Origin of the sequence: Citrobacter sp. wls615, from assembly GCF_005281355.1 — a bacterium.
GTDB lineage: Bacteria > Pseudomonadota > Gammaproteobacteria > Enterobacterales > Enterobacteriaceae > Citrobacter > Citrobacter werkmanii.
The window spans coordinates 31,153-55,771 of the sequence record NZ_SZXM01000086.1 but is presented as its reverse complement, the minus strand read 5'-3'; the positions used below and the strand labels follow the sequence as shown (position 1 = coordinate 55,771).

The following is a 24,619-nucleotide window of genomic DNA, read 5'->3' as shown; positions in this document are numbered from 1 at the left end:
ACACTTGCCGGATAAGGCGCAGCCGCCATCCGGCATGAAAGGGTATGATTATCAGCAAACGGGCGGTAAAAAACGTTGATAGCTTTCGCGTTACTGCAGGCTGCTTCCCGCCATGAGATCGCGCCCCTGACGAATATCGCGTGGCGACCACTCGAACTCACGGCGAAAAAGCGTCGAAAAGTGATTACTGTCGCCGAAACCGCAGAGATACGCGATATCGGTCACGCTGTCATCACTGTGGCGAAGCAGATGTCTCGCTTTAATAAGCCGCAGACGGTTAAGGTAGCGCTGGGGCGTCAATCCCGTTTGTTGTTTAAGCTGGCGGTGCAGTGTGCGCAAAGAGAGCGAAAACTTCTCGGCCAGCGCCTCCCAACACACCTCGTCAGCAAAGTTATCTTCCAGCCACGCCATCAGAAGGTTAAGCCGCGCGTCGTTATCGGTTGCCGCTGCCATCAGGCTGCTTTTACGCAACACGACCAGTAGCTGCATAAACAGAATTTCACGATTTGCTGCCGTTGGCGTATCCATCCCGTCACCAAGCGCTTCCATTTGCCCCACCAACTGTCGGACCTGCTGTAATACCCCCTGGTTTACCCGCCAATGGGATGGATACTGCCCATTCTGTTCCTGAGGTAAAAGCTGATTCAGCCCAGCTAAAAATTGAAACGCATCCGGGGATCGATACAAGACATTGGTCAGACACAAATTGTCCGTATGCTCATATAAATGCCGGTCATGATCGCGGACGAAACACACCGTACCACCGCTGATGGTGTAAGGCTGTCCGTTGAACACATGGATTCCCGTACCATGCTCGACCACCACAATTTCATGAAAATCATGATGATGTTCAGGAAACGCGGGTTGAGGAAGCCGTGGTTCAATAGCCACTGGCGCTTTACCTGTCGGAAAAAAGTCTACGCAATGCAGTACAGTCATGACGGCTCCCCCTGTTTAGCGAATATGGCTGAATAGTAATTAAGGGTTACTACCCTCACCTTAAATTTTTGACGCCAAAGTGCGTAAACACGGTCAATTCTTCAAGATAAGGCGGGAAAGATCGGGAATTGCGGAAGGCGTCACATCTGCCCGAATCCGCCCCATGAGTAGAAACTGTGAACATCATCACGTTCACCTTTGCCATGTTGCCAGCCGCTAATTATGCCTGTCACTGTTGAGAAGGTACGCCTTATTGGGGGTTCTTAGACTGAGTGCAATAAAACTCAGAAGGACCTCGCTATGACTTTTCGCCATTGTGTCGCTGTCGATCTCGGCGCATCCAGCGGGCGCGTAATGCTGGCGCGTTACGACAGTGAACACCGCACCCTGACGCTACGTGAAATCCACCGCTTCGTTAACAGCCTGCAAAAAACGGACGGTTTTGACACCTGGGACATCGACAGCCTGGAAAACGACATTCGTCTGGGTCTGAAGAAAGTCTGCGATGAAGGCATTCGGATAGACAGCATCGGCATTGATACCTGGGGGGTGGATTACGTGCTGGTCGATAACGCCGGTCAGCGCGTCGGTCTGCCGGTCTCTTACCGTGACAACCGCACGACGGGCATTATGGCGCAGGCGATGGAGCAGCCGGGTAAAAATGAAATTTACCGTCGTAGCGGTATTCAGTTTCTCCCCTTTAACACCTTGTATCAACTGCGCGCGCTGGTTGAACAGCAGCCAGAACTGATTCCGCAGGTAGCGCATGCCCTGCTGATCCCCGACTACTTCAGCTTTCGCCTGACCGGTGAAATGAACTGGGAATACACCAACGCCACCACCACCCAGTTAGTCAATATCAATACCGACGACTGGGATGACACGCTGCTGGCGTGGACCGGGGCAGACAAAGCCTGGTTTGGTCGCCCGACGCATCCGGGAAACGTCATTGGCCACTGGATTTGTCCGCAGAAAAATCAAATTCCGGTCGTGGCGGTTGCCAGTCACGACACAGCCAGCGCGGTCATTGCTTCGCCGCTCGCCGATAAAAACAGCGCATATCTCTCTTCCGGCACCTGGTCACTGATGGGGTTTGAGAGCAGAACACCGTATACCAACGATGCGGCGTTGGCGGCGAATATCACCAACGAAGGCGGCGCGGAAGGGCGCTACCGGGTACTAAAAAATATCATGGGGCTATGGCTGCTCCAGCGCGTATTAAAAGAGCGCCAGATCGACGACTTGCCAACGCTTATCGCCGAAACGCAAGCGCTACCAGCCTGCCAGTTCCTGATAAACCCGAACGACGATCGCTTTATCAACCCCGACGATATGAGTGCGGAAATTCAGGCGGCCTGTCGTGAATCTGGCCAACCTGTTCCACTGCAAAACGCCGAACTGGCGCGCTGTATCTTCGACAGCCTGGCGCTGCTGTATGCCGACATTTTGCAAGAGTTGGCAGACCTGCGTGGCGCCGCGTTTAGCCAGTTGCACATTGTTGGTGGCGGCTGCCAGAACGCGTTACTGAATCAGCTGTGCGCGGATGCCTGCGGTATTCGCGTTATGTCCGGGCCGATTGAGGCCTCCACGCTCGGCAACATCGGCATCCAGTTGATGACGCTGGACGAGCTTAACAACGTCGATGATTTCCGTCAGGTAGTGCGCGCCAACTACGACCTGACCACCTTCATTCCCAATCCGGAAAGTGAAATTGCCCGCTACCAGGCGCAGTTTCAATCACTACGACAGACAAAGGAGCTTTGCGCATGACCACTCAACTTGAACAAGCCTGGGAACTGGCAAAACTGCGTTTCGCCGCGGTAGGTATTGATGTCGAGGCGGCCTTACGCCAGCTCGATCGTCTGCCGGTCTCCATGCACTGCTGGCAAGGCGATGACGTCGCCGGTTTCGAAAACCCGGAAGGCTCGCTCACTGGCGGAATTCAGGCTACCGGTAATTATCCGGGCAAAGCGCGCAACGCGACCGAACTGCGTGCCGATCTGGAGCAGGCGCTGAGCCTGATACCGGGACCAAAACGTTTGAACCTGCATGCGATCTATCTGGAATCCGATACGCCGGTTGCCCGCGACCAAATCAAACCGGAACACTTCAAAAACTGGGTTGAATGGGCGAAAGCAAACCAGTTAGGGTTGGATTTCAATCCGTCCTGCTTTTCTCACCCACTGAGCGCCGACGGCTTCACGCTGGCCCACGCCGATGATCACATTCGCCAGTTCTGGATCGATCACTGCAAAGCCAGCCGTCGCGTCTCGGCGTATTTTGGCGAGCAGTTGGGTACACCGTCGGTGATGAACATCTGGATCCCGGACGGTATGAAAGATATCACCGTTGACCGTTTAGCGCCGCGCCAGCGCCTGCTGGAAGCACTGGACGAAGTGATCAGCGAGAAACTCGACCCGGCGCACCATATCGACGCCGTTGAGAGCAAGCTGTTTGGCATCGGTGCCGAAAGCTACACCGTGGGCTCCAACGAGTTCTATATGGGCTACGCTACCAGCCGCCAGACCGCGCTGTGCCTGGATGCGGGTCACTTCCATCCGACTGAAGTGATTTCCGACAAAATTTCCGCCGCCATGCTGTATGTACCGCGCCTGCTGCTGCACGTCAGCCGTCCAGTGCGCTGGGACAGCGATCACGTGGTGCTGCTGGATGATGAAACTCAGGCGATTGCCAGCGAGATCGTCCGCCACAACCTGTTTGACCGCGTACACATCGGTCTCGACTTCTTCGACGCCTCTATTAACCGCATCGCCGCGTGGGTTATCGGCACCCGCAATATGAAAAAAGCCCTGCTGCGCGCGTTGTTAGAACCAACCGAGCAACTGCGTCAGCTCGAAGCCAGCGGCGACTACACCGCACGTCTGGCGCTGCTGGAAGAGCAAAAATCACTGCCATGGCAGGCCGTTTGGGAAATGTATTGCCAGCGCCACGACACGCCAGCGGGCAGCCAGTGGCTGGACAGCGTTAGCGCTTATGAAAAAGAGATCCTGAGCAAACGTAGCTGATTGCGACACCTGATCTGTAGGCCGGATACGACGCCTCGCGTCGCCATCCGGCAATAAATGAAACACGATTGCCGGATGGCGCTGCGCTTATCCGGCCTACGTAAGACCCGATAACCTTCGGGCAATAAACAGGAACACCGAAGATGCAAAACATTACTACTTCCTGGTTCGTCCAGGGGATGATCAAAGCCACATCCGATGCGTGGTTGAAAGGCTGGGATGAACGTAACGGCGGCAACCTGACGCTGCGCCTGGACGAAGCAGACATCGCGCCATTTAGCGCCGACTTTCACGAAAAACCGCGCTATATTGCGCTGAGTCAGCCCATGCCATTGCTGGCGAACACGCCGTTTATCGTCACCGGCTCGGGTAAATTTTTCCGTAACGTTCAGCTCGATCCGGCGGCAAATTTAGGCGTAGTGAAAGTGGACAGCGACGGTGCGGGCTATCATATCCTTTGGGGCCTGGCCCACGAAGCGGTGCCAACCTCCGAACTGCCAGCCCACTTCCTCTCTCACTGCGAACGTATTAAAGCGACGAACGGCAAAGATCGCGTGATCATGCACTGTCACGCCACCAACCTGATCGCCCTGACCTATGTGCTGGAAAACGACACCGCGCTAATGACGCGCAAACTGTGGGAAGGCAGCACCGAGTGCCTGGTGGTGTTCCCGGATGGCGTCGGCATTTTGCCGTGGATGGTGCCGGGTACGGATGAAATCGGCCAGGCGACCGCGCAGGAAATGCAGAAGTATTCGCTTGTTCTTTGGCCGTTCCATGGCGTGTTCGGCAGCGGCCCCTCTCTCGATGAAGCATTCGGTTTGATCGACACCGCAGAGAAATCAGCAGAAGTTTTAGTCAAAATCTATTCGATGGGCGGTATGAGGCAGACCATCACGCGTGAAGAACTGGTCGCACTCGGCAAACGTTTTGGTGTGACTCCACTGGCAAGCGCACTAGCATTATAAGGAGAATAGTGATGAGCTTTATGTTGGCACTACCCAAAATTAGCCTGCATGGCGCTGGAGCGATTGCCGATATGGTGAACCTCGTGGCGAATAAGCAATGGGGCAAAGCGCTGATCGTTACCGATGGTCAACTGGTAAAGCTGGGCCTGCTGGATAGCCTGTTTAGCGCGCTGGATGAACATCAAATGTCTTACCACCTGTTTGATGAGGTGTTCCCAAACCCGACAGAAGAGCTGGTGCAGAAAGGTTTTGCGGCGTATCAGAGCGCAGAATGTGACTACATTATCGCCTTCGGTGGCGGCAGCCCGATCGATACCGCTAAAGCGGTGAAAATCCTGACCGCCAACCCAGGCCCTTCTACCGCATACTCCGGCGTGGGCAAAGTGAAAAATGCCGGCGTTCCGCTGGTCGCCATCAATACCACCGCCGGTACAGCTGCAGAAATGACCAGCAATGCGGTGATTATCGACTCTGCTCGCAAGGTTAAAGAGGTGATCATCGACCCGAACATCATCCCGGATATCGCCGTGGATGATGCCAGCGTGATGCTGGAAATCCCGGCTTCCGTTACCGCCGCAACCGGTATGGACGCCCTGACGCACGCGGTGGAAGCCTATGTTTCCGTCGGCGCGCATCCACTCACTGACGCCAACGCGCTGGAAGCGATTCGCTTAATCAATCTGTGGCTACCGAAAGCGGTCGATGATGGCCACAACCTCGAAGCCCGTGAGCAAATGGCATTTGGTCAGTATCTGGCGGGTATGGCATTTAACAGCGCCGGTCTGGGTCTGGTGCATGCACTAGCGCACCAGCCGGGCGCAACCCACAACCTGCCGCACGGCGTCTGCAATGCCATCCTGCTGCCAGTAATCGAAAACTTTAACCGCCCAAACGCCGAGGCTCGCTTTGCCCGCGTGGCGCAGGCGATGGGCGTCGATACCCGCGGCATGAGCGATAAAGCGGCAAGCATGGAAGCCATTAACGCCATTCGCGCCCTGAGCAAGCGGGTAGGTATTCCAGCCGGTTTCAGCCAGCTTGGCGTGACCAAAGAAGATATTGAAGGCTGGTTGGATAAAGCATTGGCCGATCCGTGTGCGCCATGTAACCCACGCACCGCCAGTCGCGATGAAGTCCGCGAGCTATATCTGGAGGCGTTATGATCCGCAAAGCGTTTGTGATGCAGGTGAATGCCGACGCGCACGTTGAGTACCAGCGTCGTCATAATCCCATTTGGCCTGAGCTGGAATCAGTACTGAAACAACACGGCGCCCATCACTACGCGATTTATCTTGATCAGGAGCGTAATCTGCTGTTCGCCACCGTTGAGATTGAGTCCGAGGAGCGCTGGAATGCCGTTGCCAGCACCGACGTTTGCCAGCGTTGGTGGAAACATATGCGTGACGTGATGCCAGCCAACCCGGACAACAGCCCGCTCAGCGCAGAGCTAAAAGAGGTGTTCTATCTGCAGTAAGTCGTGTGCCCGGTGGCGCAAGCTTACCGGGCACACGGTTTTATTTTTTTGTAGGCCGGATAAGCGATAGCGCCATCCGGCAATTTCAATTCTGCTCAGAAACCAGAATCGCCTGGGTGTCAGGCTCCAGTGCTTTAAAGATATGCGCCCGATCGGCGGGGTAACAAATGTAGTCGCCCTCACCTAACTCTTCCGGCGCTTCCGTCAATCCCACCATCGCCTTACCTTGCGTCACGATAATATGTTCAACCGATCCCGGTGGATGCGGCTGTGAAATACGATCCGCGCCCGGTTGCGTCAGCAGCAGATAGATATCCCGCCGCGCGCCCGGTGGGCAGGCGGCCAGTAAAATGGCCTGATAGTGGGCCTGTTCCGCCACGACTTTTGTCCCTTCGCCGCGGCGAATCACCTGCGTTTTTTGCTCTTGCGGCTCCAGCAGGCGCGCAAAAGGGATATCCAACGCCACACACAGCGACCACAGCGTTTCCAGGCTAGGATTGCCATTACCCGCTTCCAACTGTGAGAGCGTCGATTTTGCAATCCCCGCGCGGCGGGCAATCTCTGCCAGTGACAAACCGGTGCGCTGACGTTCACGCACCAGGCTTTTCGCGATCATACTGATGGGCTGGGTCATTCACGACTCCATGTTTTTTATATCGAACGAATCGTTCGACTTGTAAAGCTAAATGGTTGCGTTCATTATAATGGAAATTCGTTCGATATGGCTAAAATGGTATGAAACATTATTTTTCCTGTCTCAAAGGCGACACGCTGAAAGCAATATTTCTCGTCTGTCTGGCCGTCGGCGTTGTCGGCATGTCATATGGCTCGCTGGCGATGGCCTACGGTTTCCCGCTGTGGGTACCGTTTGTGCTTTCTATTACGGTGCTGGCGGGCGCATCCGAGTTTATGTTTATCGGCATCGTCGCCAGCGGCGGTAACCCACTGGCGGCTGCGGCTGCCGGTTTACTGGTGAACGCCCGACACGTACCTTTTGGCGTTACGGTGCGTGACCTGGTGGGCTCTCGTGCCGCCAGCCTCCTCGGCTGCCATATCATGAACGACGAAAGCGTGGTGTTTGGCCTGTCGCAAAAAACGCCGGAACAGCGTAAAGCCGCCTACTGGCTATGCGGTCTGGGCGTCGCCCTATTCTGGCCGATTGGCACGCTGATTGGCGCAGGTGTCGGCAAACTGCTCCCGGCCCCAGAAACCATCGGTCTGGATGCCGTTTTCCCTGCCATTTTGTTGGCCTTAGTGGTCCCGGCCTTTAAAAACCGCACCACGCTGATCCGCGCCTGTAGCGGTGCCGCGCTGTCGCTTGCCGCCATTCCCTTTGCGCCGGTGGGTTTACCGGTTCTGCTCTCACTGTTTGGCTTACTGACGAGGAAAAAATAATGGGCAACATGACGCTGTTTATCGTTGGTATCGCCATGTTATCTCTGGGAACGTATTTAATGCGTTTAGGGGGAGCGAAGCTTGGGAGCCGTTTAGCGTTTTCAGAACGCTCGCAGGCGCTGCTTTCTGATGCCGCAACGGTATTGCTGTTCTCCGTCGCGCTGGCGACTACTTTTTATGAAGGTGAACACTTTGCTGGAATGGCACGCGTTCTTGGGGTTGGCTTCGCGGTCTTTCTCGCCTGGCGTAAAATGCCGTTGATCGTGGTAATCATTGCCGCGGCCGTGGTGACGGCGCTGTTGAGGATGGCGGGAATACATTAATAATATAACTACCCTGACGAAATATTCATCAGGGTAATCGCCTGTAGCATTGTGTGTTTTACCCCACAAAACCACGCGCTAACTCGGCCTCAAATTGTCACTGCGCGCTGACATATTGCCGCTCATCTCTTCATCGTCTCACCGTTAAAATCGTATGAAACAGGTTTTAACGGAGTCTCACCATGGCAGCCCTTACAGCTAACTGCATTGACCTGAATATTCAGGGAAATAGCGTTTATTCCATCCTCAAACAGCTGGCGAATATCGCTTTTGATAACAGCTACGTCAGCGATCGTCATCAGTTTTTGCAAACGCTGCTGCTGCGCGAAAAGCTGCACTCCACCGGCTTTGGTTCGGGCATTGCCGTCCCGCACGGCAAAAGCGCCTGTGTTAAGCAGCCTTTCGTCCTGTTCGCGCGTAAATCAGAAAACGTCGACTGGAAGGCCAGCGACGGCGAAGACGTCAACTGCTGGATTTGCCTCGGCGTGCCGCAAACCGGCGAGGACGATCAGGTCAAAATCATCGGCACCCTGTGCCGCAAAATTATCCATCAGGATTTCATCAACCAGCTGAAACAGGGCGACGTCGGTCAGGTGCTTGCCCTGCTCAATCAGACCTTAACCTCATAAGGAAGCGGCTATGGAGTCATCCTTGCGTTTAGTGGCGATCACCAACTGTCCTGCGGGAATCGCCCACACCTATATGGTGGCGGAAGCGCTGGAGCAAAAAGCGCGTTCGCTTGGCCATACGATTAAAGTCGAAACCCAGGGTTCAAGCGGCGTGGAAAACCGTCTGACCAGTGAAGAGATTGCCGCCGCGGATTACGTGATTCTGGCAACAGGCCGCGGCTTAAGCGGTGAAGACCGCGCGCGCTTCGCCGGGAAAAAGGTCTACGAGATCGCCATTTCTCAGGCGCTGAAAAATATCGACCAGATTTTTACGCAGTTGCCTTCACATTCGCAGCTGTTTACCGCCGATAGCGGCGTAAAGCTGGGCAAACAGGATGTGCAGCAGGGTAGCGTGATGAGTCACCTGATGGCGGGCGTCTCCGCCGCGCTGCCGTTTGTTATCGGCGGCGGTATTCTGGTCGCCATCGCCAATATGCTAGTGCAGTTTGGTTTGCCCTATACCGACATGTCAAAGGGCGCGCCGTCGTTTACCTGGATCGTCGAATCCATCGGCTATCTGGGCTTCACCTTTATGATCCCCATAATGGGCGCGTACATCGCCTGGTCTATTGCCGATAAACCGGCGTTCGCCCCGGCGTTCCTCGTGTGCTATCTGGCGAACGATAAAGGGCTACTGGGGACGCAATCCGGCGCGGGATTTCTCGGCGCGGTCGTGCTGGGGCTGGCAATCGGCTACTTCGTCTTGTGGTTTCGCAAGGTGCGCCTCGGCAAAGCGCTCCAGCCGCTGCTCGGCTCGATGCTGATCCCGTTTGTCACACTGCTGGTGTTTGGCGTACTGACTTATTACGTCATCGGCCCGGTGATGTCCGATATCATGGGCGGCCTGCTGCACTTCCTGAACACCATTCCGCCATCAATGAAAATGGGCGCAGCCTTTCTCGTCGGCGCGATGCTGGCGTTCGATATGGGCGGGCCAATCAACAAAACCGCGTGGTTCTTCTGTTTCTCGCTGCTGGAAAAACATATCTATGACTGGTACGCCATCGTCGGCGTGGTGGCGCTGATGCCGCCCGTCGCAGCAGGTATCGCTACCTATTTAGCGCCAAAACTGTTTACCCAGCAGGAGAAGGCAGCCGCCAGCAGCGCGATTGTGGTGGGGGCAACCGTCGCCACCGAACCGGCTATTCCTTACGCGCTGGCCGCGCCGCTGCCGATGATTACCGCCAATACGCTCTCCGGCGGTATTACCGGCATGCTGGTGATCGCCTTCGGAATCAAACGGCTCGCGCCGGGGTTAGGTATCTTTGATCCACTGATTGGCCTGATGTCGCCAGTGGGGTCATTTTATCTGGTGCTGGCTATCGGTCTGGCGCTGAACATTTCGTTAATTATCATCCTGAAAGGGTTGTGGCTGAAACGTAAAGCCGCGCAGCAGGAGCTTGCCCATGAACATTGAGTTACTACAGCAGTTATGCGAAGCCAGCGCCGTCAGCGGCGATGAGCAGGAAGTTCGCTCCGTTCTCATTAATGCGCTGGAATCCGGCGTCGATGAAATCACCTTTGACGGCCTCGGCAGTTTTGTCGCCCGCAAAGGTGAGCGCGGGCCGAAAGTGGCCATCGTCGGGCACATGGATGAAGTCGGCTTTATGGTGACGCATATCGACGAGGGCGGTTTTATCCGCTTTACCACCATCGGCGGCTGGTGGAACCAGTCGATGCTTAACCATCGGGTCACTGTTCGCACTCGCGCGGGGGCTAAAATACCCGGCGTGATCGGCTCCGTTGCGCCACATGCCCTCACGGAGAAACAAAAACAGCAGCCGTTCTCTTTTAATGAGATGTTCATTGATATTGGCGCGAACAGCCGTGAAGAGGTAGAAAAACAGGGAGTTGCGGTCGGCGATTTCATCAGTCCGGAGGCCAATTTCGCCCGCTGGGGCGATGATAAAATCGTCGGCAAAGCGCTGGATAACCGCGTCGGCTGCGCCCTGATGGCGGAGCTATTACAGGCAGTGGATAACCCGGAGATCATCCTGTACGGCGTCGGCAGCGTGGAAGAAGAGGTCGGGCTGCGCGGGGCGCAAACCTCGGCGGAGCATATCAAACCCGACGTGGTTATCGTGCTGGATACGGCGGTGGCGGGCGACGTTCCCGGCATTGATAGCATCAAATATCCGCTGAAGCTCGGCGATGGTCCGGGGCTGATGCTGTTTGATAAGCGCTACTTTCCCAATCAGCGACTGGTTGCCGCGTTGAAAGAGAGCGCTAAGCTCAGCGGGGCTCCTTTACAGTTCTGCACCATGAAAACCGGTGCGACGGACGGCGGACGCTATAATGTGATGGGCGGCGGTCGTCCGGTGGCGGCGCTGTGCCTGCCGACCCGCTATCTGCACGCCAATAGCGGTATGATTTCGGCGAAAGATTATGACGCGCTGTTCACTCTGGTCCGCGAGCTGCTGGTCTCGCTGACGGCGGATAACGTTAAAGCCTTCACCGATTTTCGCGAGTCAATCTGATGCTCAGTGAACGCCAGTTGAAAATTGTCGATCTCCTCGAACAGCAGCCGTATTCGTTGGGCGAGTTGGCGCGGCAAACTGGCGTTTCGGGCAGAACCATCCTGCGCGATCTTGACTACCTCAATTTTACGCTCAGCGGTAAGGCCCGCATCCAGCCAGGGGGCAGTGCGGGATATCAGTTGGATATCGTCGACAGGCGCGGTTATTTTCAGCTTCTGCAACGCCATGATAATGATGACCGACTGCTGGCGATATTATTGCTGAACCCTTTTACCCCCCGCCTTCAGCTCGCCTCGACGCTGAATTTACCCGAAACCTGGGTTGCCGACAGGCTGCCGCGTCTCAAACAACGCTATGAGCGCGCCTTTTGTCTTGCCAGCCGCCCAGGCGTCGGTCATTTCATTGATGAACCGGAAGAAAAGCACATTATCCTGCTGGCGAATCTGCTGAAAAAAGATCCGCTGTTGATTCCGCTGCCGGGTATTACCCGCAACAATATCGACAGGCTCAATGCAGCATGTGAAAACCTTAATGAATTTCCGCTCATCTCAGGAGAGTACCTGGCAAGCCTGGTGCTGGCAGTCTACGCCCTGCGTAATCAGCTCTGCGGATCATGGCCAGAATGTCGGTATGCATCACTGAAAAACGCAGTGGAACAAGGAGGTGTTTACCTGGGTGAGAACGCCTTCAGAACACTGATCGGCCTTCTGGAAATCAGACAACGACAGGCCATGACCATCTCGACCGGGACGGTGACTTCGTTATTAAAAAGTGTTCCCGGCATCGCCGCGCTGAACGTTATCGATAGCCAACTGGTTGATAATATTACCGGTCATCTGCTGAGATGCGTCTCTGCCCCGATTTGGGTTCCGGAACACCGCCAGAGCAGTATGCATAACCTGAAGTCTACCTGGCCTGCCGCCTTCGATTTAAGTCTGCGTTTTATTGCCCTGTTGCGCGAAAAACTGGATATTCCGCTGTTCGATAGCGATCTCATCGGACTTTATTTCGCCTGTGCGCTGGAGCGGCACCAAAACGAGCGTCAGCCGGTCATTTTGTTATCCGACCAGAATGCTATCGCCACTGTTAACCAACAGGCCATTGAGCGAGACGTACTGAATTGTCGGGTGATCATTGCGCGAAATATGAGTGAGGTCAGCGCCATCAGTGAAGAAATTACCCCGCTGTTAATCATCAATAATAGTCACTATTTGCTTGATGAATCTCTAAAAAATACATTAACTATCAAAAACATTATCACCGCGGCGGGTACCGAGCAGATAAAACACTTCCTCGCAACGGCCTTTATACGCCAGCAGCCCGAACGATTCTTTTTACAGCAGGGCAGTTTTCATTACGCCAATATGAGCGGCGAAAGCTGGCAGAGCATCATTGGCCGGATCTGCGGCCAACTTGTAGCACAGGGCCACATCACCGAGGACGAAGCGCTACGCATTTGCGCCCGGGAACATGAAGGTGAAAACCTGATAGTGAATCGTCTGGCAATTCCTCACTGCTGGAGTGAACAGGAACGTCGCTTTCGTGGTTTCTTTATCACCCTCGCGCACCCTATTTTGGTGAATAACGAACCGGTCAGCCATGTGCTGATCGCCTGTGCCGCCGCCGAAGCACGACATGAACTAAAAATCTTCAGTTATTTATCCAGCGTGTTGAGTAGCCATCCGGCAGAGATTATTGCAGGGTTGAAAGACTATAAAGCGTTTATCGCATTGCTCGGGCAGTGAATGCCGGAAATGAAAAAAGCGCCTCAAAGGCGCTCTTTCTACAGTACTGAGGTATCTTATTTCAGCAGTTCAGCGGTCATGTGCACGCGGTTACCGGTGTAAGCCTGGGTGATTTTATAATCGCTGGCGCCTGCACGTTCAGCCTGAGCGGCAATGTTTGCTTCAGCGCTTTCCAGTGTAGAACCGGTTGCAGTAACAGTCTGAGCAGCGAATGAACCGAAAGAAGTAGCCAGAGCGATAACTGCGACAAAAGTTTTGATGCTTTTCATGATATAAACCCTTTAACTTAGTTGTTTGAGTAAGGCACCGTGCCTTGATGTGATAAATAATAGCCATCTCATCACACAACTAAAAGCGGAAGGATTTGCCTGTCTTATTCAAATTATTTGAGAAATAAAATGGCGCTTAATCACGAACAACAATGGTTCGCAGGTAGCAGAAGAAAAGCGCAACCGGCTAGCAGTTGGTTGCTTCGTCAGGGCGAGGCACAAAGTAAAATTCATCTTTTACATCATGGCGTTGCACGTGCGGTGTACCACGCAAACAACGGCGTAGAAAGGGTTAAAGAGTTTTACTTTGCCGGGGAATACTGCTTTCTGTACCTGAACTGGCTGACCAAAACGCCTGCTGATTACAGTCTGCAAATGATTACCGCAGGAGAAACCAGTGAAATTTCTTTGGCTTTGCTGGATGCGCCGGAAAATCAGGATATTAAGACCCAGCTACTGATTCAGCAATTGATCTACAAAGAGAAAAAAGAGCAAATGCTGCTGCTCAATACCCCAGAGCAGCGCTACCGGTATGTACAAACACACTTCCCGGACTGGGAGTCGCAGCTCACTCAGCGCGATCTCGCCAACTATATCGGTATTAATCCCGTTAGCCTGTCTCGTATTCGCCAGCGTCTTAACAAAAGCTAACGCCTTATGTGAATGCGTCGAGTATTGTCCCGCCACTCTGCAACGGTTGGTGCACATTATGAACGCATTTCTTCTCTCTCAGATTCTGGCCGGTATCAGCTTCTTGCTGGATATTTCCGCTTTTCATTTTCAACGCCGGGCCATCACCTTATCTCTGCTCACCACCTCCACTTCCCTGCTCGCTATCCATTTCTATCTTTTGGATCAAGATGCTGCGGCTGGGTTAATGGTCATCGCCGCATGCCGGTACGCGACGGCCATCGTCACGTTTCATCGCTGGGCTATGTGGGGATTTATGCTGGGGTCGCTGATGTGTAGCGTTTATCTTTGGCAAAATCTGTCGAGTATTTTGCCGCTGATGGGAAGCCTGCTGATGACCTTTGCGTCGTTTCAAAAACGCAGCGGGAAATTACGCGGATACACATTGTGCGGCAGCCTGTGTTGGCTACTGAACAATGTGATTGTCGGCTCGCCCGTTGCCGTAATAATGGAACTGGCATTTTCAGGCAGTATCCTGGCCGCCTGGTGGCGTCACTTCGCGATCAGACGCTCCGGATGCGTATAGATCGTCGCCCTGCCTGGTTTGCAAAAACCCACCAGCGTCAGGTTACAGCGTTCGGCAACTTCCACAGCGAGCGTTGTCGCCGCAGAAACGGCAAACAGGATCTCCACGCCGCACATTGCCGACTTCTGCACCATCTCATAGCTGGCGCGGCTGGAGACTAATACCGCACCCTGTTGCCAGGTTTCCCCTTCGAGCGCCCGACGCCCCAGCAGTTTATCCAGCGCGACATGACGCCCAACGTCTTCATGTCCGCCCGCCAGATGACCTGCAGGCTGCACCCATGCCGCCGCGTGCGTGCAGCCTGTCAGTTGACCCACGGGTTGAAAATCATTGAGATGTCGTAAAGCGTTATCAAGATTCGCCAGATCGAATGTCTGGGTAAACGGCAGCGGCTGGACCGGCTTGCCAATATCATTGAGCTGCTCCACGCCGCAAACACCACAACCGGTGCGCCCGGCCAACGCGCGACGACGTTCCTTCAATCCCATAAAACGACGGCTGGACAGCTCAACCTGAACTTCTAATCCGTTGCAGGAAGGAACCACGTCCATCCCGTAAATATCCTGCGGGGACTCAATAATGCCTTCAGAAAGTGAAAAACCCATCGCGAAATGCTCAAGATCTTTCGGTGACGCCATCATCACCACGTGTGAAATTCCGTTATAGACCAGCGCAACAGGCACTTCTTCAGCGACTTCATCAGGCTGAGGATGTTGTAAATCCTCGCGCTTCCAGAGAGTCAATTGACGCGATCCTGTCGTAGATGTCACATTCTTAATGTTTTCTTGAATAATCTTATTCACTTTCTTTTAACCATATTGGAACACGCGTACCAACATTGTGGTATTCTTTACAAATCCCTCCTGGACGGAGGGAAATTCACCCAATTCTGGACCTTTGCGGTCCCGTCCGCAAAGAAAAATAACAACCACTTCCCACGCGTTGGCATGGCAGAAATGCGAAGGGAACGTGACAATGTCGAAACAAGGAGCAAACCATGCAGGTCAGCAGAAGGCAGTTCTTTAAGATCTGCGCTGGCGGTATGGCAGGCACCACGGCAGCGGCACTGGGCTTTGCACCCGGCGTAGCGCTCGCGGAAACACGGCAATATAAACTGCTGCGCACCCGCGAAACCCGTAACACCTGCACCTACTGTTCCGTTGGCTGTGGACTGTTGATGTACAGCCTCGGTGACGGAGCAAAAAACGCCAAAGCATCCATCTTCCATATTGAAGGGGACCCGGATCACCCGGTGAACCGCGGCGCGCTGTGCCCGAAAGGCGCAGGTCTTGTGGACTTCATCCACTCTGAAAGCCGTTTGAAATTCCCGGAATACCGCGCACCAGGCTCAGATAAGTGGCAGCAAATTAGCTGGGATGAGGCATTCGACCGCATCGCTAAGCTGATGAAAGAAGACCGCGACGCTAACTACGTTGCACAAAACGCCGAAGGCGTAACCGTTAACCGCTGGCTTTCCACCGGGATGCTGTGTGCATCCGCTTCCAGTAACGAAACCGGCTATTTGACGCAAAAATTCTCCCGCGCGCTGGGTATGCTCGCGGTCGACAACCAGGCGCGTGTCTGACACGGACCAACGGTAGCAAGTCTTGCTCCAACATTTGGTCGCGGTGCGATGACCAACCACTGGGTCGACATTAAAAACGCCAACCTCGTTGTGGTGATGGGCGGTAACGCCGCTGAAGCTCACCCGGTCGGGTTCCGCTGGGCGATGGAAGCGAAAATTCACAACGGCGCTAAGCTGATTGTCATCGATCCTCGCTTTACGCGAACCGCAGCGGTGGCTGATTTCTATGCCCCAATTCGTTCCGGTACTGACATTGCCTTCCTGTCAGGCGTCATGCTGTACCTGCTGAATAACGAAAAATTCAACCGCGAATATACCGAGGCCTATACCAACGCCAGCCTGATCGTGCGCGAGGATTTTGGCTTCGAAGATGGCCTGTTTACCGGCTACGACGCGGACAAACGCAAGTATGACAAAACCAGTTGGAACTATGAGCTGGATGAAAACGGCTTCGCCAAACGCGATGTGACTCTGCAACATCCACGCTGTGTATGGAACCTGCTCAAACAGCACGTCTCCCGCTATACGCCGGACGTCGTAGAAAATATCTGCGGTACGCCGCAGGCCGATTTCCTGAAGGTCTGTGAATACATCGCAGAAACCAGCGCCAAAGACAAAACCGCATCATTCCTGTACGCGCTGGGCTGGACGCAGCACTCCGTTGGTGCGCAGAACATCCGTACGATGGCGATGATCCAGTTGCTCCTCGGCAATATGGGCATGGCTGGCGGCGGTGTTAACGCCCTGCGTGGTCACTCCAACATTCAGGGACTGACCGACCTTGGTCTGCTGTCACAGAGTCTGCCGGGTTATCTGACGCTGCCAAGCGAAAAACAGACCGACCTGCAAACCTACCTTGCCGCCAACACGCCAAAACCATTGCTGGAAGGTCAGGTAAACTACTGGGGCAACTACCCGAAATTCTTCGTTTCGATGATGAAAGCCTTCTTTGGCGATAAAGCGACAGCAGAAAATAGCTGGGGCTTCGACTGGCTGCCGAAGTGGGATAAAGGGTACGACGTCCTGCAGTACTTCGAGATGATGAACCAGGGCAAAGTGAATGGCTATATCTGCCAGGGCTTTAACCCGGTCGCCTCATTCCCGAACAAAAACAAGGTTGTGGCTTCACTGTCCAAACTGAAGTATCTGATCACTATCGACCCGCTCAACACAGAGACCTCCACCTTCTGGCAGAACCATGGTGAGTCGAACGATGTTGATCCGTCAAAAATCCAGACCGAAGTATTCCGTTTGCCGTCCACCTGCTTCGCCGAGGAGAACGGTTCGATCGTTAACTCCGGACGCTGGCTGCAGTGGCACTGGAAAGGCGCGGATGCCCCAGGGATTGCCGCAACCGATGGCGAAATCCTCGCCGGTATCTTCCTGCGCCTGCGCAAGATGTATGCCGAACAAGGTGGTGCAAACCCGGAACAGGTGCTGAGCATGACCTGGAACTACTCCACACCGCATGAACCGGCTTCGGAAGAAGTGGCGATGGAGAGTAACGGTAAAGCGCTGGCTGATATTACCGACCCGGCAACCGGCGCGGTAATCGTCAAGAAAGGCCAACAGCTCAGCTCGTTCGCACAACTGCGCGATGACGGCACGACCTCCAGCGGCTGCTGGATTTTTGCCGGTAGCTGGACGCCGGAAGGCAACATGATGGCGCGTCGCGATAACGCCGATCCGTCTGGCCTTGGCAATACGCTGGGTTGGGCCTGGGCGTGGCCGCTTAACCGCCGCATTCTTTATAACCGTGCTTCCGCAGACCCGCAGGGGAATCCGTGGGATCCGAAACGTCAGATCCTGAAATGGGATGGCGCGAAATGGAGCGGGATGGATATTCCAGACTACAGCGCCGCCGCACCGGGTACTGACGTAGGGCCGTTTATCATGCAGCCGGAAGGGATGGGACGCCTGTTTGCTATCGATAAGATGGCGGAAGGGCCGTTCCCGGAACACTACGAGCCGTTTGAAACGCCGCTCGGCACTAACCCGCTGCACCCGAACGTTATCTCTAACCCTGCCGCGCGTATCTTTAAAGGTGACGCGGAGGCGCTGGGTAAAGCGGATAAATTCCCGTATGTCGGTACAACTTATCGTCTGACCGAGCACTTCCACTACTGGACCAAGCATGCGCTGCTAAACGCTATCGCCCAGCCGGAACAGTTTGTGGAAATTGGCGAGAAGCTGGCGAATAAGCTCGGTATCTCTCATGGTGATACCGTCAAAGTCTCCTCTAACCGCGGCTATATTAAAGCCAAAGCAGTGGTGACCAAACGTATTCGCACGTTGAAGGCCAACGGTAAGGATATCGACACTATCGGTATTCCGATTCACTGGGGCTACGAAGGTGTGGCGAAAAAAGGCTTTATCGCTAACACGTTAACGCCATTCGTTGGTGATGCGAATACGCAGACGCCGGAATTTAAGTCCTTCCTCGTGAACGTGGAAAAGGTGTAACGGAGACGACCTATGGCTTATCAATCGCAAGACATCATTCGTCGATCCGCCACTAACGGTTTCACCCCCGCGCCTCAGGCGCGGGATCACCAGGAAGAGGTGGCGAAACTTATCGACGTCACTACCTGCATCGGCTGTAAAGCCTGTCAGGTGGCGTGTTCCGAGTGGAACGACATCCGTGATGAAGTGGGCAACAACGTTGGGGTGTATGACAACCCGGCTGATTTGACCGCGAAATCCTGGACGGTGATGCGCTTCTCGGAAGTGGAACAGAACGACAAACTTGAGTGGCTGATCCGTAAGGATGGCTGTATGCACTGCGCCGATCCGGGCTGCCTGAAGGCGTGTCCGGCTGAAGGCGCTATCATTCAGTATGCCAACGGTATCGTCGACTTCCAGTCCGAGCAGTGCATCGGCTGCGGCTACTGCATTGCTGGCTGCCCGTTCGATGTGCCGCGCCTCAACCCGGAAGACAACCGCGTGTACAAATGTACGCTGTGCGTCGACCGTGTAGTGGTCGGGCAAGAACCGGCCTGCGTGAAAACCTGCCCAACCGGGGCGATTCATTTCGGCACCAAAGAGTCGATGAAAACCCTGGCCGGTGAGCGCGTGGCGGAGCTGAAAACGCGTGGTTACGATAACGCGGGTCTGTACGATCCGGCAGGCGTTGGCGGTACGCACGTAATGTACGTATTGCACCATGCCGACAAGCCGAATCTGTACCACGGTCTGCCGGAGAACCCGGAAATCAGCGCCACCGTGAAGTTCTGGAAAGGCATCTGGAAACCGTTGGCAGCAGTCGGCTTCGCAGCGACATTTGCGGCCAGTATCTTCCACTACGTCGGTGTGGGTCCAAACCGTGCGGAAGAGGAAGAAGACAATCTGCATGAAGAGAAAGACGAGGTGCGCAAATGAAACGACGTGACACCATCGTGCGCTACACGGCGCCGGAACGCATCAACCACTGGATAACCGCCTTCTGCTTTATTCTGGCGGCAGTGAGCGGGATGGGTTTTCTCTTCCCGTCTTTTAACTGGCTGATGCACATCATGGGCACGCCGCAACTGGCGCGAATTGTGCACCCGTTTGTCGGCGTGATCATGTTTGCCTCTTTTATCATCATGTTTTTCCGTTACTGGCACCACAATCTAATCAATCGGGATGATATCTTTTGGGCGAAGAATATTCGTAAGATTGTCGTCAACGAGGAAGTAGGTGACACGGGACGTTATAACTTCGGCCAGAAATGCGTATTCTGGGCGGCGATTATCTTCCTGGTGCTGTTACTGGTGAGCGGAGTGATCATCTGGCGTCCGTATTTTGCGCCTGCTTTCTCAATCCCGGTGATCCGATTCGCGTTAATGCTGCATTCATTTGCCGCAGTAGCGTTAATTGTGGTTATCATGGTGCACATTTACGCCGCCCTTTGGGTGAAAGGCACCATTACCGCGATGGTGGAAGGATGGGTTACTAAATCGTGGGCGAAGAAACATCACCCACGCTGGTACCGAGAAGTCCGCCAGAAACAGGAAAAGTCATCTGAATGAGTATTCGCATAATCCCGCAAGATGAGCTGGGTTCGAGCGAGAAACGCACGGCGGATATGATTCCGCCGTTATTGTTCCCCAGACTCAAAAATTTGTATAACCGTCGTGCTGAACGTCTGCGCGAGCTGGCCGAAAACAACCCGCTGGGCGATTATCTGCGCTTTGCCGCGCTGATCGCCCACGCACAGGAAGTGGTACTGTACGATCATCCGCTGCAGATGGATCTGACCGCTCGTATCAAAGAAGCGAACGATCAGGGCAAGCCGCCGCTGGATATCCACGTCCTGCCACGTGACAAGCACTGGCAAAAACTGCTGCAATCGTTAATTGCTGAGCTGAAGCCAGAAATGAGCGGCCCTGCGCTGGCGGTGATCGAGAATCTGGAAAAAGCCTCAGAGCAGGAGCTGGAGCTGATGGCCAGCGCGCTGTTTGCCTCTGATTTTGCCTCCGTCAGTAGCGATAAAGCCCCGTTCATTTGGGCCGCACTGTCGCTCTACTGGGCGCAGATGGCAAGTCTGATCCCCGGCAAAGCGCGCGCTGAGTACGGTGAACAGCGTCAGTTCTGCCCGGTATGTGGTTCGATGCCGGTCTCCAGCATAGTGCAAATCGGTACGACTCAGGGGCTGCGTTATTTGCACTGCAACCTGTGCGAAACCGAGTGGCACGTGGTGCGCGTGAAGTGCAGCAACTGCGAACAGAGCCGTGACTTGAACTACTGGTCGCTGGATAACGAGCAGGCGGCAATTAAAGCCGAAAGCTGCGGCGACTGCGGGACTTACCTGAAGATTCTCTACCAGGAAAAAGACCCGAAAGTCGAGGCCGTGGCCGACGACCTCGCGTCACTGATGCTGGACGCCCACATGGAGCAAGAAGGCTTTGCCCGCAGCTCCATCAACCCGTTCTTATTCCCGGGTGAAGGGGAGTAAAACCCCAGTACTGCCGGGCGACGCTGGTCGCCCGGACTATAACGTATACGGTGTGACCACACCGGATATGCTTGCAAAATCTTTGGTATTACGCGTAACCAGTGTCAGATGATGAATCTGCGCAGTAGCCAGGATAATGGCATCCGGCAATTTCATCCCGTATTCTTGCCTGATATTCACGCTTCGCTCAGCAATATCCTGTGAAACTCCAATAATGTTAAAAGCGCCTAGCGCAATGCGAGTACGGGCCTCCTGATGGTATTTTTTTGCGCCTACCATCACCTCCATCCAGGTAATGAGACTGATTGCGTTCTGTGGCGGCCATGTTTCTATCGCCAGTTTTGCTTCACTTCGCCCGCTAAACAGGTCGATGAGGATATTGGTATCAAAAAGCGCAGACCCTTTGACCATTACCATTCCTCACGAAGTTTACGTTGGTATTCAACGCCATCTTCCTCACAGCCTTGCCAGAGCCCCAATGCTTTCGAAATTGTGGTTTCAGCCCGATCCTGTCTTTCCAGATATTGCTCAACGGCCTCCCGCAAGAGTTCTGCACGAGGCAGGTTGCGTTGCACCTTGAGATCGTCAAGCCGTTTAATCACGTCGTCTGATAAATCGAGTAAAATTCTGCCCATATCCATCCCAGCCATCATACTCACATATACCTCCAGTATATCATTCGCGCTTATTTTTCAAACAACATACACCTGAGACTGACGAGAAAATAGTTATTACGCGAACGATTTTTATTTTTGCGAGCCGCTTTCCAGAATCGTACGCAGCCCAATTTTCCCATTTTCATTCGTACCAAATCGGGTTATAAAACTGTATATCCATACAGATAAAGGCAATGAAAAATGGCACTGGAAAGCGGGATTGCGCAGTTAGTGGAGGAATTTATCGCGGCGGGACGCCCCTCTTCTCGCGAACAGAATATTGATGACCGGAGGGCGGGCTACATCGCCAGCACGACACTGGCAGGAGAAACAGAAACCCGCGTCCAGGTTGAAGATATTGAACTCGATGCCATGACGTTTCGCGTGGTTTCGCCGCTCAATGCCACAGGAAAATTACCCTGCGTCATTTATTATCATGGTGGCTGCTTTGTCAGCGGTGGCTTTGCTACTCACGATAACCAGTTAAGGCAGTTAGCTTTTTACAGTAATTGTCGCGTGATTGCCGTGCAGTACCGACTTGCGCCAGAGCACACCTTCCCGGCCGCACATAACGATGCCGAAACCGGAGCCAATACTATCTGGAAATATGCCCAGAAACTGGGGATAGACCGCGCGAACATTACGCTTGTCGGCGATAGCGCGGGCGGGCATCTGGCACTGGTCACTGCGCTACGCCTGAAAGCCGCCCGTCAATGGCAACCTGCACAGCTGCTGCTGATCTACCCCATGCTGGACGCCACCGCCAGATTTGAGAGCTACGCCCGTAACGGGCAGGATTACATTATCACGCGTGACACGCTGCTTTCAGGCTATGAGATGTATATGCCGCAAACCGATCCACTGCATCCTGAAGTCAGTCCGCTGTTGCGTGAAGACTTCACCGGTCTGCCACCCACGCACATCATTACTGCCGAATTCGACCCACTGCGCGATGAGGGCGAGGCCCTGTATCAACGGTTCCAGGAACAGGGTGTGGAATGCACTTGCCAGCGCTATCTCGGTGTCATCCATGGCTTTTTCCAGCTCGGAGGTGTGAGCCAGGCGGCACGAAGCGCCATGCGAGATGTGGCCTGGCGTGTTGTAAGTCCATCAACAGGGAAAATAATCTAAAATTCAATTTAGTTTTCAACTTGAAAACCTGATGATGCTGCGCTAAATTGTTTTCAGGTTGAAAACTTTGTAATGGAACTACATCGTGCATGTTATCAGCCGAAAACCATTCAATGAGGCGATGCTCATGTATCCAAACCATGAGCTTGCTCTTGCTGACTTGCTGAATGTTCTGGAGAAAAAGACATTCACCAGGCCTGAGGAGATGAAGCAGTACATACATTCACTGGATAATTTTAAGTACAGAGATAAATGGTGGGTGATTGATGTTTCTGGCAACAGCCTGAGACTCATTTCCTACATAGATTTCAGGTCACATAAGATATTTGTGAAACATATCGTTTCCCATGCCGAATATGACAAACTGACAGCATATTATCGGGGTAATAAAGAATGAGAACTCATCGTCAGATGGATGCAACCAGCGCAAAAAAGATCGTAGATACCTTCAGCGATGCGGTAAAAACCATCCCACTGTTGGGGGAAGACCAAAATGACACTGAGTATCGCAGGGCACTAGCGCTAGTGGAGTTTCTGGTCGACCAGAACGATCTCGAAAACCCACTATTTGAATTGCTCTGTGCCCGGATCAGTGAATATGAAAAACATGCGCCGGAATTCAAAGCACTCAACCAACACCTGGAGAAAACTCCCTCTGGCGTTTCAGTATTGCGAACGCTCATGGATCAATATGGTCTCAAAGCAGCAGATCTTGCCAACGAACTTGGTTCAAAATCGAACGTCAGCAACATCTTAAATGGTCGCAGAGCCCTGACTGTAAGTCACATTAAAGCACTTGCTGAACGCTTTAACCTTCCGGCGGACGCTTTCATTGAGTAGATGATTACATCCTCTGACCTACTCTTCCTCGTTCCCGCCTTCTTCATATGCGCCAAACGGTTTTGCGGGTAGCACAATGTAGGTACCTTCAAACACCACGCCCGGCGTGTCATCGCCAAACACCCCAACCTGCATCTGAACGCGCGCCTTGCGACCTCTTGCCAGACGGTCCAGGTCACCGCTCAGCGAGCCCAGATCGGCGATAGCGGTAGGTTTCCCGGTGATCGGCCTGCTGTATCGGATATGTGCGTCGGCAAGGATTATCGTCCCGCCCAGATGACGCTCACGCAGCATCAGCCAGATAAGTCCCCAGCCCGTTAGCGTCGCCAGGGAAAACAGACTCCCGGCAAACAGCGTATGGTGCGGGTTCTGATTGCCCGTCTCGGGCATCGTGGTGATAAACTTCTGCCCGGTATACTGCTGAATGCGCACACCCATTTTCTCACTCAATGGAATATGTTCGTACCAGGCTTGCTGTAGCTGTCCGCACCAGTCCCCGCGATGGAGAATATCGTCCAGCGTCGCAATAGGCTTAATCATCAAAAAGTGACGCACCGGCGTGGTTTGCGGCGTGGTGATTTCTCCCTGGCTCACAAATCCCAGTTTGGCGAAAAATTCGACCGCATCTTCACGGGCACTACAGGTTACGCGTTTGACTCCTTCCTGACGCGCCACAGACTCCAGGGTCATCGCCATCAGCGTGCCCAACCCTTTCTCCTGCACGGAAGGGTCAACGGCCATAAAGCGTATGGAGGCTTCGTTATCCGCATTGATATACAGACGCCCTACCGCGACCAGATTACCCTCTTCGTCCACCACCATCTGGTGATGCGCCATTGCGTCCCAGGCATCCCGTTCGGAGCCTTTTGGCTGGTGCAACGGTTTACGCAGCATCTCCCAGCGAAACTGGTAGTAACGCTCCAACTCTTCTTCTGTTTGCGGTACTCGAAGGTGATACATAGCTGTACTCTCTC

Annotated in this window: 27 protein-coding genes; 20 read left to right on the top strand and 7 right to left on the bottom strand. The window is 54.0% G+C overall.

The window, feature by feature from the left end:
- Nucleotides 1-90: 90 nt before the first annotated feature.
- Nucleotides 91-939, bottom strand: coding sequence for an HTH-type transcriptional activator RhaS (gene rhaS / locus FDX04_RS21990; protein ID WP_042313449.1), 849 nt, complete (start codon nucleotides 937-939; stop codon nucleotides 91-93).
- 300 nt (nucleotides 940-1,239) lie between these two features.
- On the opposite strand from rhaS, the gene rhaB reads away from it, so the two are divergent.
- The 5 genes from rhaB (at nucleotide 1,240) to rhaM (ending at nucleotide 6,404) form a co-directional block, all read left to right on the top strand.
- On the top strand, nucleotides 1,240-2,709 hold the full coding sequence (gene rhaB / locus FDX04_RS21985) for a rhamnulokinase (RefSeq protein ID WP_137371475.1): 1,470 nt from the start codon (nucleotides 1,240-1,242) through the stop codon (nucleotides 2,707-2,709).
- On the top strand, nucleotides 2,706-3,965 hold the full coding sequence (gene rhaA / locus FDX04_RS21980; protein WP_137361711.1) for an L-rhamnose isomerase: 1,260 nt from the start codon (nucleotides 2,706-2,708) through the stop codon (nucleotides 3,963-3,965). Before rhaB ends, rhaA begins: the two co-directional genes overlap by 4 nt.
- A gap of 143 nt (nucleotides 3,966-4,108) precedes the next feature.
- Nucleotides 4,109-4,933 (top strand): rhamnulose-1-phosphate aldolase, encoded by an 825-nt coding sequence (gene rhaD / locus FDX04_RS21975; RefSeq protein WP_137371474.1) that lies wholly within the window; start codon nucleotides 4,109-4,111, stop codon nucleotides 4,931-4,933.
- An 11-nt stretch (nucleotides 4,934-4,944) separates the two neighbouring features.
- Nucleotides 4,945-6,093, top strand: a complete 1,149-nt coding sequence (fucO, locus tag FDX04_RS21970) for a lactaldehyde reductase (RefSeq protein ID WP_042313465.1) — start codon at nucleotides 4,945-4,947, stop codon at nucleotides 6,091-6,093.
- On the top strand, nucleotides 6,090-6,404 hold the full coding sequence (gene rhaM / locus FDX04_RS21965) for an L-rhamnose mutarotase (RefSeq protein ID WP_137371473.1): 315 nt from the start codon (nucleotides 6,090-6,092) through the stop codon (nucleotides 6,402-6,404). Before fucO ends, rhaM begins: the two co-directional genes overlap by 4 nt.
- Nucleotides 6,405-6,489: 85 nt before the next feature.
- Here the strand turns inward: rhaM and FDX04_RS21960 are convergent, their stop codons facing one another.
- Nucleotides 6,490-7,038 (bottom strand): helix-turn-helix domain-containing protein, encoded by a 549-nt coding sequence (locus tag FDX04_RS21960; protein WP_003825255.1) that lies wholly within the window; start codon nucleotides 7,036-7,038, stop codon nucleotides 6,490-6,492.
- A gap of 101 nt (nucleotides 7,039-7,139) precedes the next feature.
- On the opposite strand from FDX04_RS21960, the gene FDX04_RS21955 reads away from it, so the two are divergent.
- The 6 genes from FDX04_RS21955 (at nucleotide 7,140) to FDX04_RS21930 (ending at nucleotide 13,012) form a co-directional block, all read left to right on the top strand.
- Complete coding sequence (locus tag FDX04_RS21955; protein ID WP_042313471.1) at nucleotides 7,140-7,799, top strand: AzlC family ABC transporter permease; 660 nt, start codon at nucleotides 7,140-7,142, stop codon at nucleotides 7,797-7,799.
- Complete coding sequence (locus FDX04_RS21950) at nucleotides 7,799-8,122, top strand: AzlD domain-containing protein (RefSeq protein ID WP_042313473.1); 324 nt, start codon at nucleotides 7,799-7,801, stop codon at nucleotides 8,120-8,122. Before FDX04_RS21955 ends, FDX04_RS21950 begins: the two co-directional genes overlap by 1 nt.
- Nucleotides 8,123-8,304: 182 nt before the next feature.
- Complete coding sequence (locus FDX04_RS21945) at nucleotides 8,305-8,751, top strand: PTS fructose transporter subunit IIA (RefSeq protein ID WP_137350344.1); 447 nt, start codon at nucleotides 8,305-8,307, stop codon at nucleotides 8,749-8,751.
- Nucleotides 8,752-8,761: 10 nt separating this feature from the next.
- Entirely contained in the window at nucleotides 8,762-10,207 is a 1,446-nt protein-coding gene (locus tag FDX04_RS21940) for a PTS fructose-like transporter subunit IIBC (protein WP_042313477.1), read from the top strand.
- Entirely contained in the window at nucleotides 10,197-11,267 is a 1,071-nt protein-coding gene (locus FDX04_RS21935) for an aminopeptidase (protein WP_137371472.1), read from the top strand. The genes FDX04_RS21940 and FDX04_RS21935 overlap by 11 nt, the downstream gene beginning before the upstream one ends.
- Nucleotides 11,267-13,012: a putative frv operon regulatory protein gene (locus tag FDX04_RS21930; RefSeq protein ID WP_137371471.1), complete on the top strand. Its 1,746-nt coding sequence runs from the start codon at nucleotides 11,267-11,269 to the stop codon at nucleotides 13,010-13,012. The genes FDX04_RS21935 and FDX04_RS21930 overlap by 1 nt, the downstream gene beginning before the upstream one ends.
- Before the next feature lie 56 nt (nucleotides 13,013-13,068).
- On the opposite strand, the gene FDX04_RS21925 is transcribed toward FDX04_RS21930, so the two are convergent.
- On the bottom strand, nucleotides 13,069-13,281 hold the full coding sequence (locus tag FDX04_RS21925; protein ID WP_042313485.1) for a DUF1471 domain-containing protein: 213 nt from the start codon (nucleotides 13,279-13,281) through the stop codon (nucleotides 13,069-13,071).
- 129 nt (nucleotides 13,282-13,410) lie between these two features.
- On the opposite strand from FDX04_RS21925, the gene FDX04_RS21920 reads away from it, so the two are divergent.
- Together FDX04_RS21920 and FDX04_RS21915 are read left to right on the top strand one after the other, a co-directional pair.
- Nucleotides 13,411-13,932, top strand: a complete 522-nt coding sequence (locus tag FDX04_RS21920; RefSeq protein WP_137371470.1) for a Crp/Fnr family transcriptional regulator — start codon at nucleotides 13,411-13,413, stop codon at nucleotides 13,930-13,932.
- A gap of 58 nt (nucleotides 13,933-13,990) precedes the next feature.
- Nucleotides 13,991-14,497, top strand: a complete 507-nt coding sequence (locus tag FDX04_RS21915; RefSeq protein WP_079225725.1) for a YgjV family protein — start codon at nucleotides 13,991-13,993, stop codon at nucleotides 14,495-14,497.
- Here the strand turns inward: FDX04_RS21915 and fdhD are convergent.
- The gene (gene fdhD / locus FDX04_RS21910; protein ID WP_072276989.1) at nucleotides 14,464-15,300 is read right to left on the bottom strand and encodes a formate dehydrogenase accessory sulfurtransferase FdhD; all 837 of its coding nucleotides are present in this window, start codon (nucleotides 15,298-15,300) and stop codon (nucleotides 14,464-14,466) included. The two genes, FDX04_RS21915 and fdhD, sit on opposite strands and share 34 nt — an antisense overlap.
- A gap of 194 nt (nucleotides 15,301-15,494) precedes the next feature.
- Between fdhD and fdnG the strand changes: the two genes are divergently transcribed.
- From fdnG to fdhE, 4 genes are read left to right on the top strand one after another with little or no spacing between them, the layout of a single operon-like run.
- Nucleotides 15,495-18,545 (top strand): formate dehydrogenase-N subunit alpha, encoded by a 3,051-nt coding sequence (gene fdnG, locus FDX04_RS21905; protein ID WP_137371469.1) that lies wholly within the window; start codon nucleotides 15,495-15,497, stop codon nucleotides 18,543-18,545.
- Nucleotides 18,546-18,557: 12 nt separating this feature from the next.
- Entirely contained in the window at nucleotides 18,558-19,460 is a 903-nt protein-coding gene (gene fdoH / locus FDX04_RS21900; RefSeq protein ID WP_042313505.1) for a formate dehydrogenase O subunit beta, read from the top strand.
- The gene (gene fdoI / locus FDX04_RS21895; protein WP_042313508.1) at nucleotides 19,457-20,092 is read left to right on the top strand and encodes a formate dehydrogenase cytochrome b556 subunit; all 636 of its coding nucleotides are present in this window, start codon (nucleotides 19,457-19,459) and stop codon (nucleotides 20,090-20,092) included. The genes fdoH and fdoI overlap by 4 nt, the downstream gene beginning before the upstream one ends.
- The gene (fdhE, locus tag FDX04_RS21890) at nucleotides 20,089-21,018 is read left to right on the top strand and encodes a formate dehydrogenase accessory protein FdhE (protein WP_042313511.1); all 930 of its coding nucleotides are present in this window, start codon (nucleotides 20,089-20,091) and stop codon (nucleotides 21,016-21,018) included. Before fdoI ends, fdhE begins: the two co-directional genes overlap by 4 nt.
- 36 nt (nucleotides 21,019-21,054) lie before the next feature.
- Here fdhE and FDX04_RS21885 read toward each other — a convergent pair whose 3' ends face one another.
- Together FDX04_RS21885 and FDX04_RS21880 are read right to left on the bottom strand one after the other, a co-directional pair.
- Nucleotides 21,055-21,429 (bottom strand): type II toxin-antitoxin system VapC family toxin, encoded by a 375-nt coding sequence (locus tag FDX04_RS21885; RefSeq protein ID WP_061382591.1) that lies wholly within the window; start codon nucleotides 21,427-21,429, stop codon nucleotides 21,055-21,057.
- Nucleotides 21,429-21,671 (bottom strand): CopG family transcriptional regulator, encoded by a 243-nt coding sequence (locus tag FDX04_RS21880; RefSeq protein ID WP_001523745.1) that lies wholly within the window; start codon nucleotides 21,669-21,671, stop codon nucleotides 21,429-21,431. The genes FDX04_RS21885 and FDX04_RS21880 overlap by 1 nt, the downstream gene beginning before the upstream one ends.
- A gap of 204 nt (nucleotides 21,672-21,875) precedes the next feature.
- On the opposite strand from FDX04_RS21880, the gene FDX04_RS21875 reads away from it, so the two are divergent.
- From FDX04_RS21875 to FDX04_RS21865, 3 genes are all read left to right on the top strand, one after another.
- Entirely contained in the window at nucleotides 21,876-22,805 is a 930-nt protein-coding gene (locus tag FDX04_RS21875; protein WP_137371468.1) for an alpha/beta hydrolase, read from the top strand.
- A gap of 85 nt (nucleotides 22,806-22,890) precedes the next feature.
- Nucleotides 22,891-23,202: a type II toxin-antitoxin system HigB family toxin gene (locus FDX04_RS21870; RefSeq protein WP_079939296.1), complete on the top strand. Its 312-nt coding sequence runs from the start codon at nucleotides 22,891-22,893 to the stop codon at nucleotides 23,200-23,202.
- Nucleotides 23,199-23,645 carry a type II toxin-antitoxin system HigA family antitoxin gene (locus FDX04_RS21865; protein WP_079939295.1) on the top strand — a complete coding sequence of 149 codons (447 nt, stop codon included), beginning with the start codon at nucleotides 23,199-23,201 and terminating at the stop codon, nucleotides 23,643-23,645. Before FDX04_RS21870 ends, FDX04_RS21865 begins: the two co-directional genes overlap by 4 nt.
- An 18-nt stretch (nucleotides 23,646-23,663) precedes the next feature.
- Here the strand turns inward: FDX04_RS21865 and fabY are convergent, their stop codons facing one another.
- The gene (fabY, locus tag FDX04_RS21860; RefSeq protein WP_003825286.1) at nucleotides 23,664-24,605 is read right to left on the bottom strand and encodes a fatty acid biosynthesis protein FabY; all 942 of its coding nucleotides are present in this window, start codon (nucleotides 24,603-24,605) and stop codon (nucleotides 23,664-23,666) included.
- Between the last annotated feature and the right edge of the window lie 14 nt (nucleotides 24,606-24,619).

Excerpts from the sequence above, each read along its gene's own strand:
- rhaS (WP_042313449.1), bottom strand. The coding sequence starts at position 939 with ATGACTGTACTGCATTGCGTAGACTTTTTTCCGACAGGTAAAGCGCCA.
- rhaB (WP_137371475.1), top strand. The coding sequence starts at position 1,240 with ATGACTTTTCGCCATTGTGTCGCTGTCGATCTCGGCGCATCCAGCGGG.
- rhaA (WP_137361711.1), top strand. The coding sequence starts at position 2,706 with ATGACCACTCAACTTGAACAAGCCTGGGAACTGGCAAAACTGCGTTTC.
- rhaD (WP_137371474.1), top strand. The coding sequence starts at position 4,109 with ATGCAAAACATTACTACTTCCTGGTTCGTCCAGGGGATGATCAAAGCC.
- fucO (WP_042313465.1), top strand. The coding sequence starts at position 4,945 with ATGAGCTTTATGTTGGCACTACCCAAAATTAGCCTGCATGGCGCTGGA.
- rhaM (WP_137371473.1), top strand. The coding sequence starts at position 6,090 with ATGATCCGCAAAGCGTTTGTGATGCAGGTGAATGCCGACGCGCACGTT.
- FDX04_RS21960 (WP_003825255.1), bottom strand. The coding sequence starts at position 7,038 with ATGACCCAGCCCATCAGTATGATCGCGAAAAGCCTGGTGCGTGAACGT.
- FDX04_RS21955 (WP_042313471.1), top strand. The coding sequence starts at position 7,140 with ATGAAACATTATTTTTCCTGTCTCAAAGGCGACACGCTGAAAGCAATA.
- FDX04_RS21950 (WP_042313473.1), top strand. The coding sequence starts at position 7,799 with ATGGGCAACATGACGCTGTTTATCGTTGGTATCGCCATGTTATCTCTG.
- FDX04_RS21945 (WP_137350344.1), top strand. The coding sequence starts at position 8,305 with ATGGCAGCCCTTACAGCTAACTGCATTGACCTGAATATTCAGGGAAAT.
- FDX04_RS21940 (WP_042313477.1), top strand. The coding sequence starts at position 8,762 with ATGGAGTCATCCTTGCGTTTAGTGGCGATCACCAACTGTCCTGCGGGA.
- FDX04_RS21935 (WP_137371472.1), top strand. The coding sequence starts at position 10,197 with ATGAACATTGAGTTACTACAGCAGTTATGCGAAGCCAGCGCCGTCAGC.
- FDX04_RS21930 (WP_137371471.1), top strand. The coding sequence starts at position 11,267 with ATGCTCAGTGAACGCCAGTTGAAAATTGTCGATCTCCTCGAACAGCAG.
- FDX04_RS21925 (WP_042313485.1), bottom strand. The coding sequence starts at position 13,281 with ATGAAAAGCATCAAAACTTTTGTCGCAGTTATCGCTCTGGCTACTTCT.
- FDX04_RS21920 (WP_137371470.1), top strand. The coding sequence starts at position 13,411 with ATGGCGCTTAATCACGAACAACAATGGTTCGCAGGTAGCAGAAGAAAA.
- FDX04_RS21915 (WP_079225725.1), top strand. The coding sequence starts at position 13,991 with ATGAACGCATTTCTTCTCTCTCAGATTCTGGCCGGTATCAGCTTCTTG.
- fdoH (WP_042313505.1), top strand. The coding sequence starts at position 18,558 with ATGGCTTATCAATCGCAAGACATCATTCGTCGATCCGCCACTAACGGT.
- fdoI (WP_042313508.1), top strand. The coding sequence starts at position 19,457 with ATGAAACGACGTGACACCATCGTGCGCTACACGGCGCCGGAACGCATC.
- fdhE (WP_042313511.1), top strand. The coding sequence starts at position 20,089 with ATGAGTATTCGCATAATCCCGCAAGATGAGCTGGGTTCGAGCGAGAAA.
- FDX04_RS21885 (WP_061382591.1), bottom strand. The coding sequence starts at position 21,429 with ATGGTCAAAGGGTCTGCGCTTTTTGATACCAATATCCTCATCGACCTG.
- FDX04_RS21880 (WP_001523745.1), bottom strand. The coding sequence starts at position 21,671 with ATGATGGCTGGGATGGATATGGGCAGAATTTTACTCGATTTATCAGAC.
- FDX04_RS21875 (WP_137371468.1), top strand. The coding sequence starts at position 21,876 with ATGGCACTGGAAAGCGGGATTGCGCAGTTAGTGGAGGAATTTATCGCG.
- FDX04_RS21865 (WP_079939295.1), top strand. The coding sequence starts at position 23,199 with ATGAGAACTCATCGTCAGATGGATGCAACCAGCGCAAAAAAGATCGTA.
- fabY (WP_003825286.1), bottom strand. The coding sequence starts at position 24,605 with ATGTATCACCTTCGAGTACCGCAAACAGAAGAAGAGTTGGAGCGTTAC.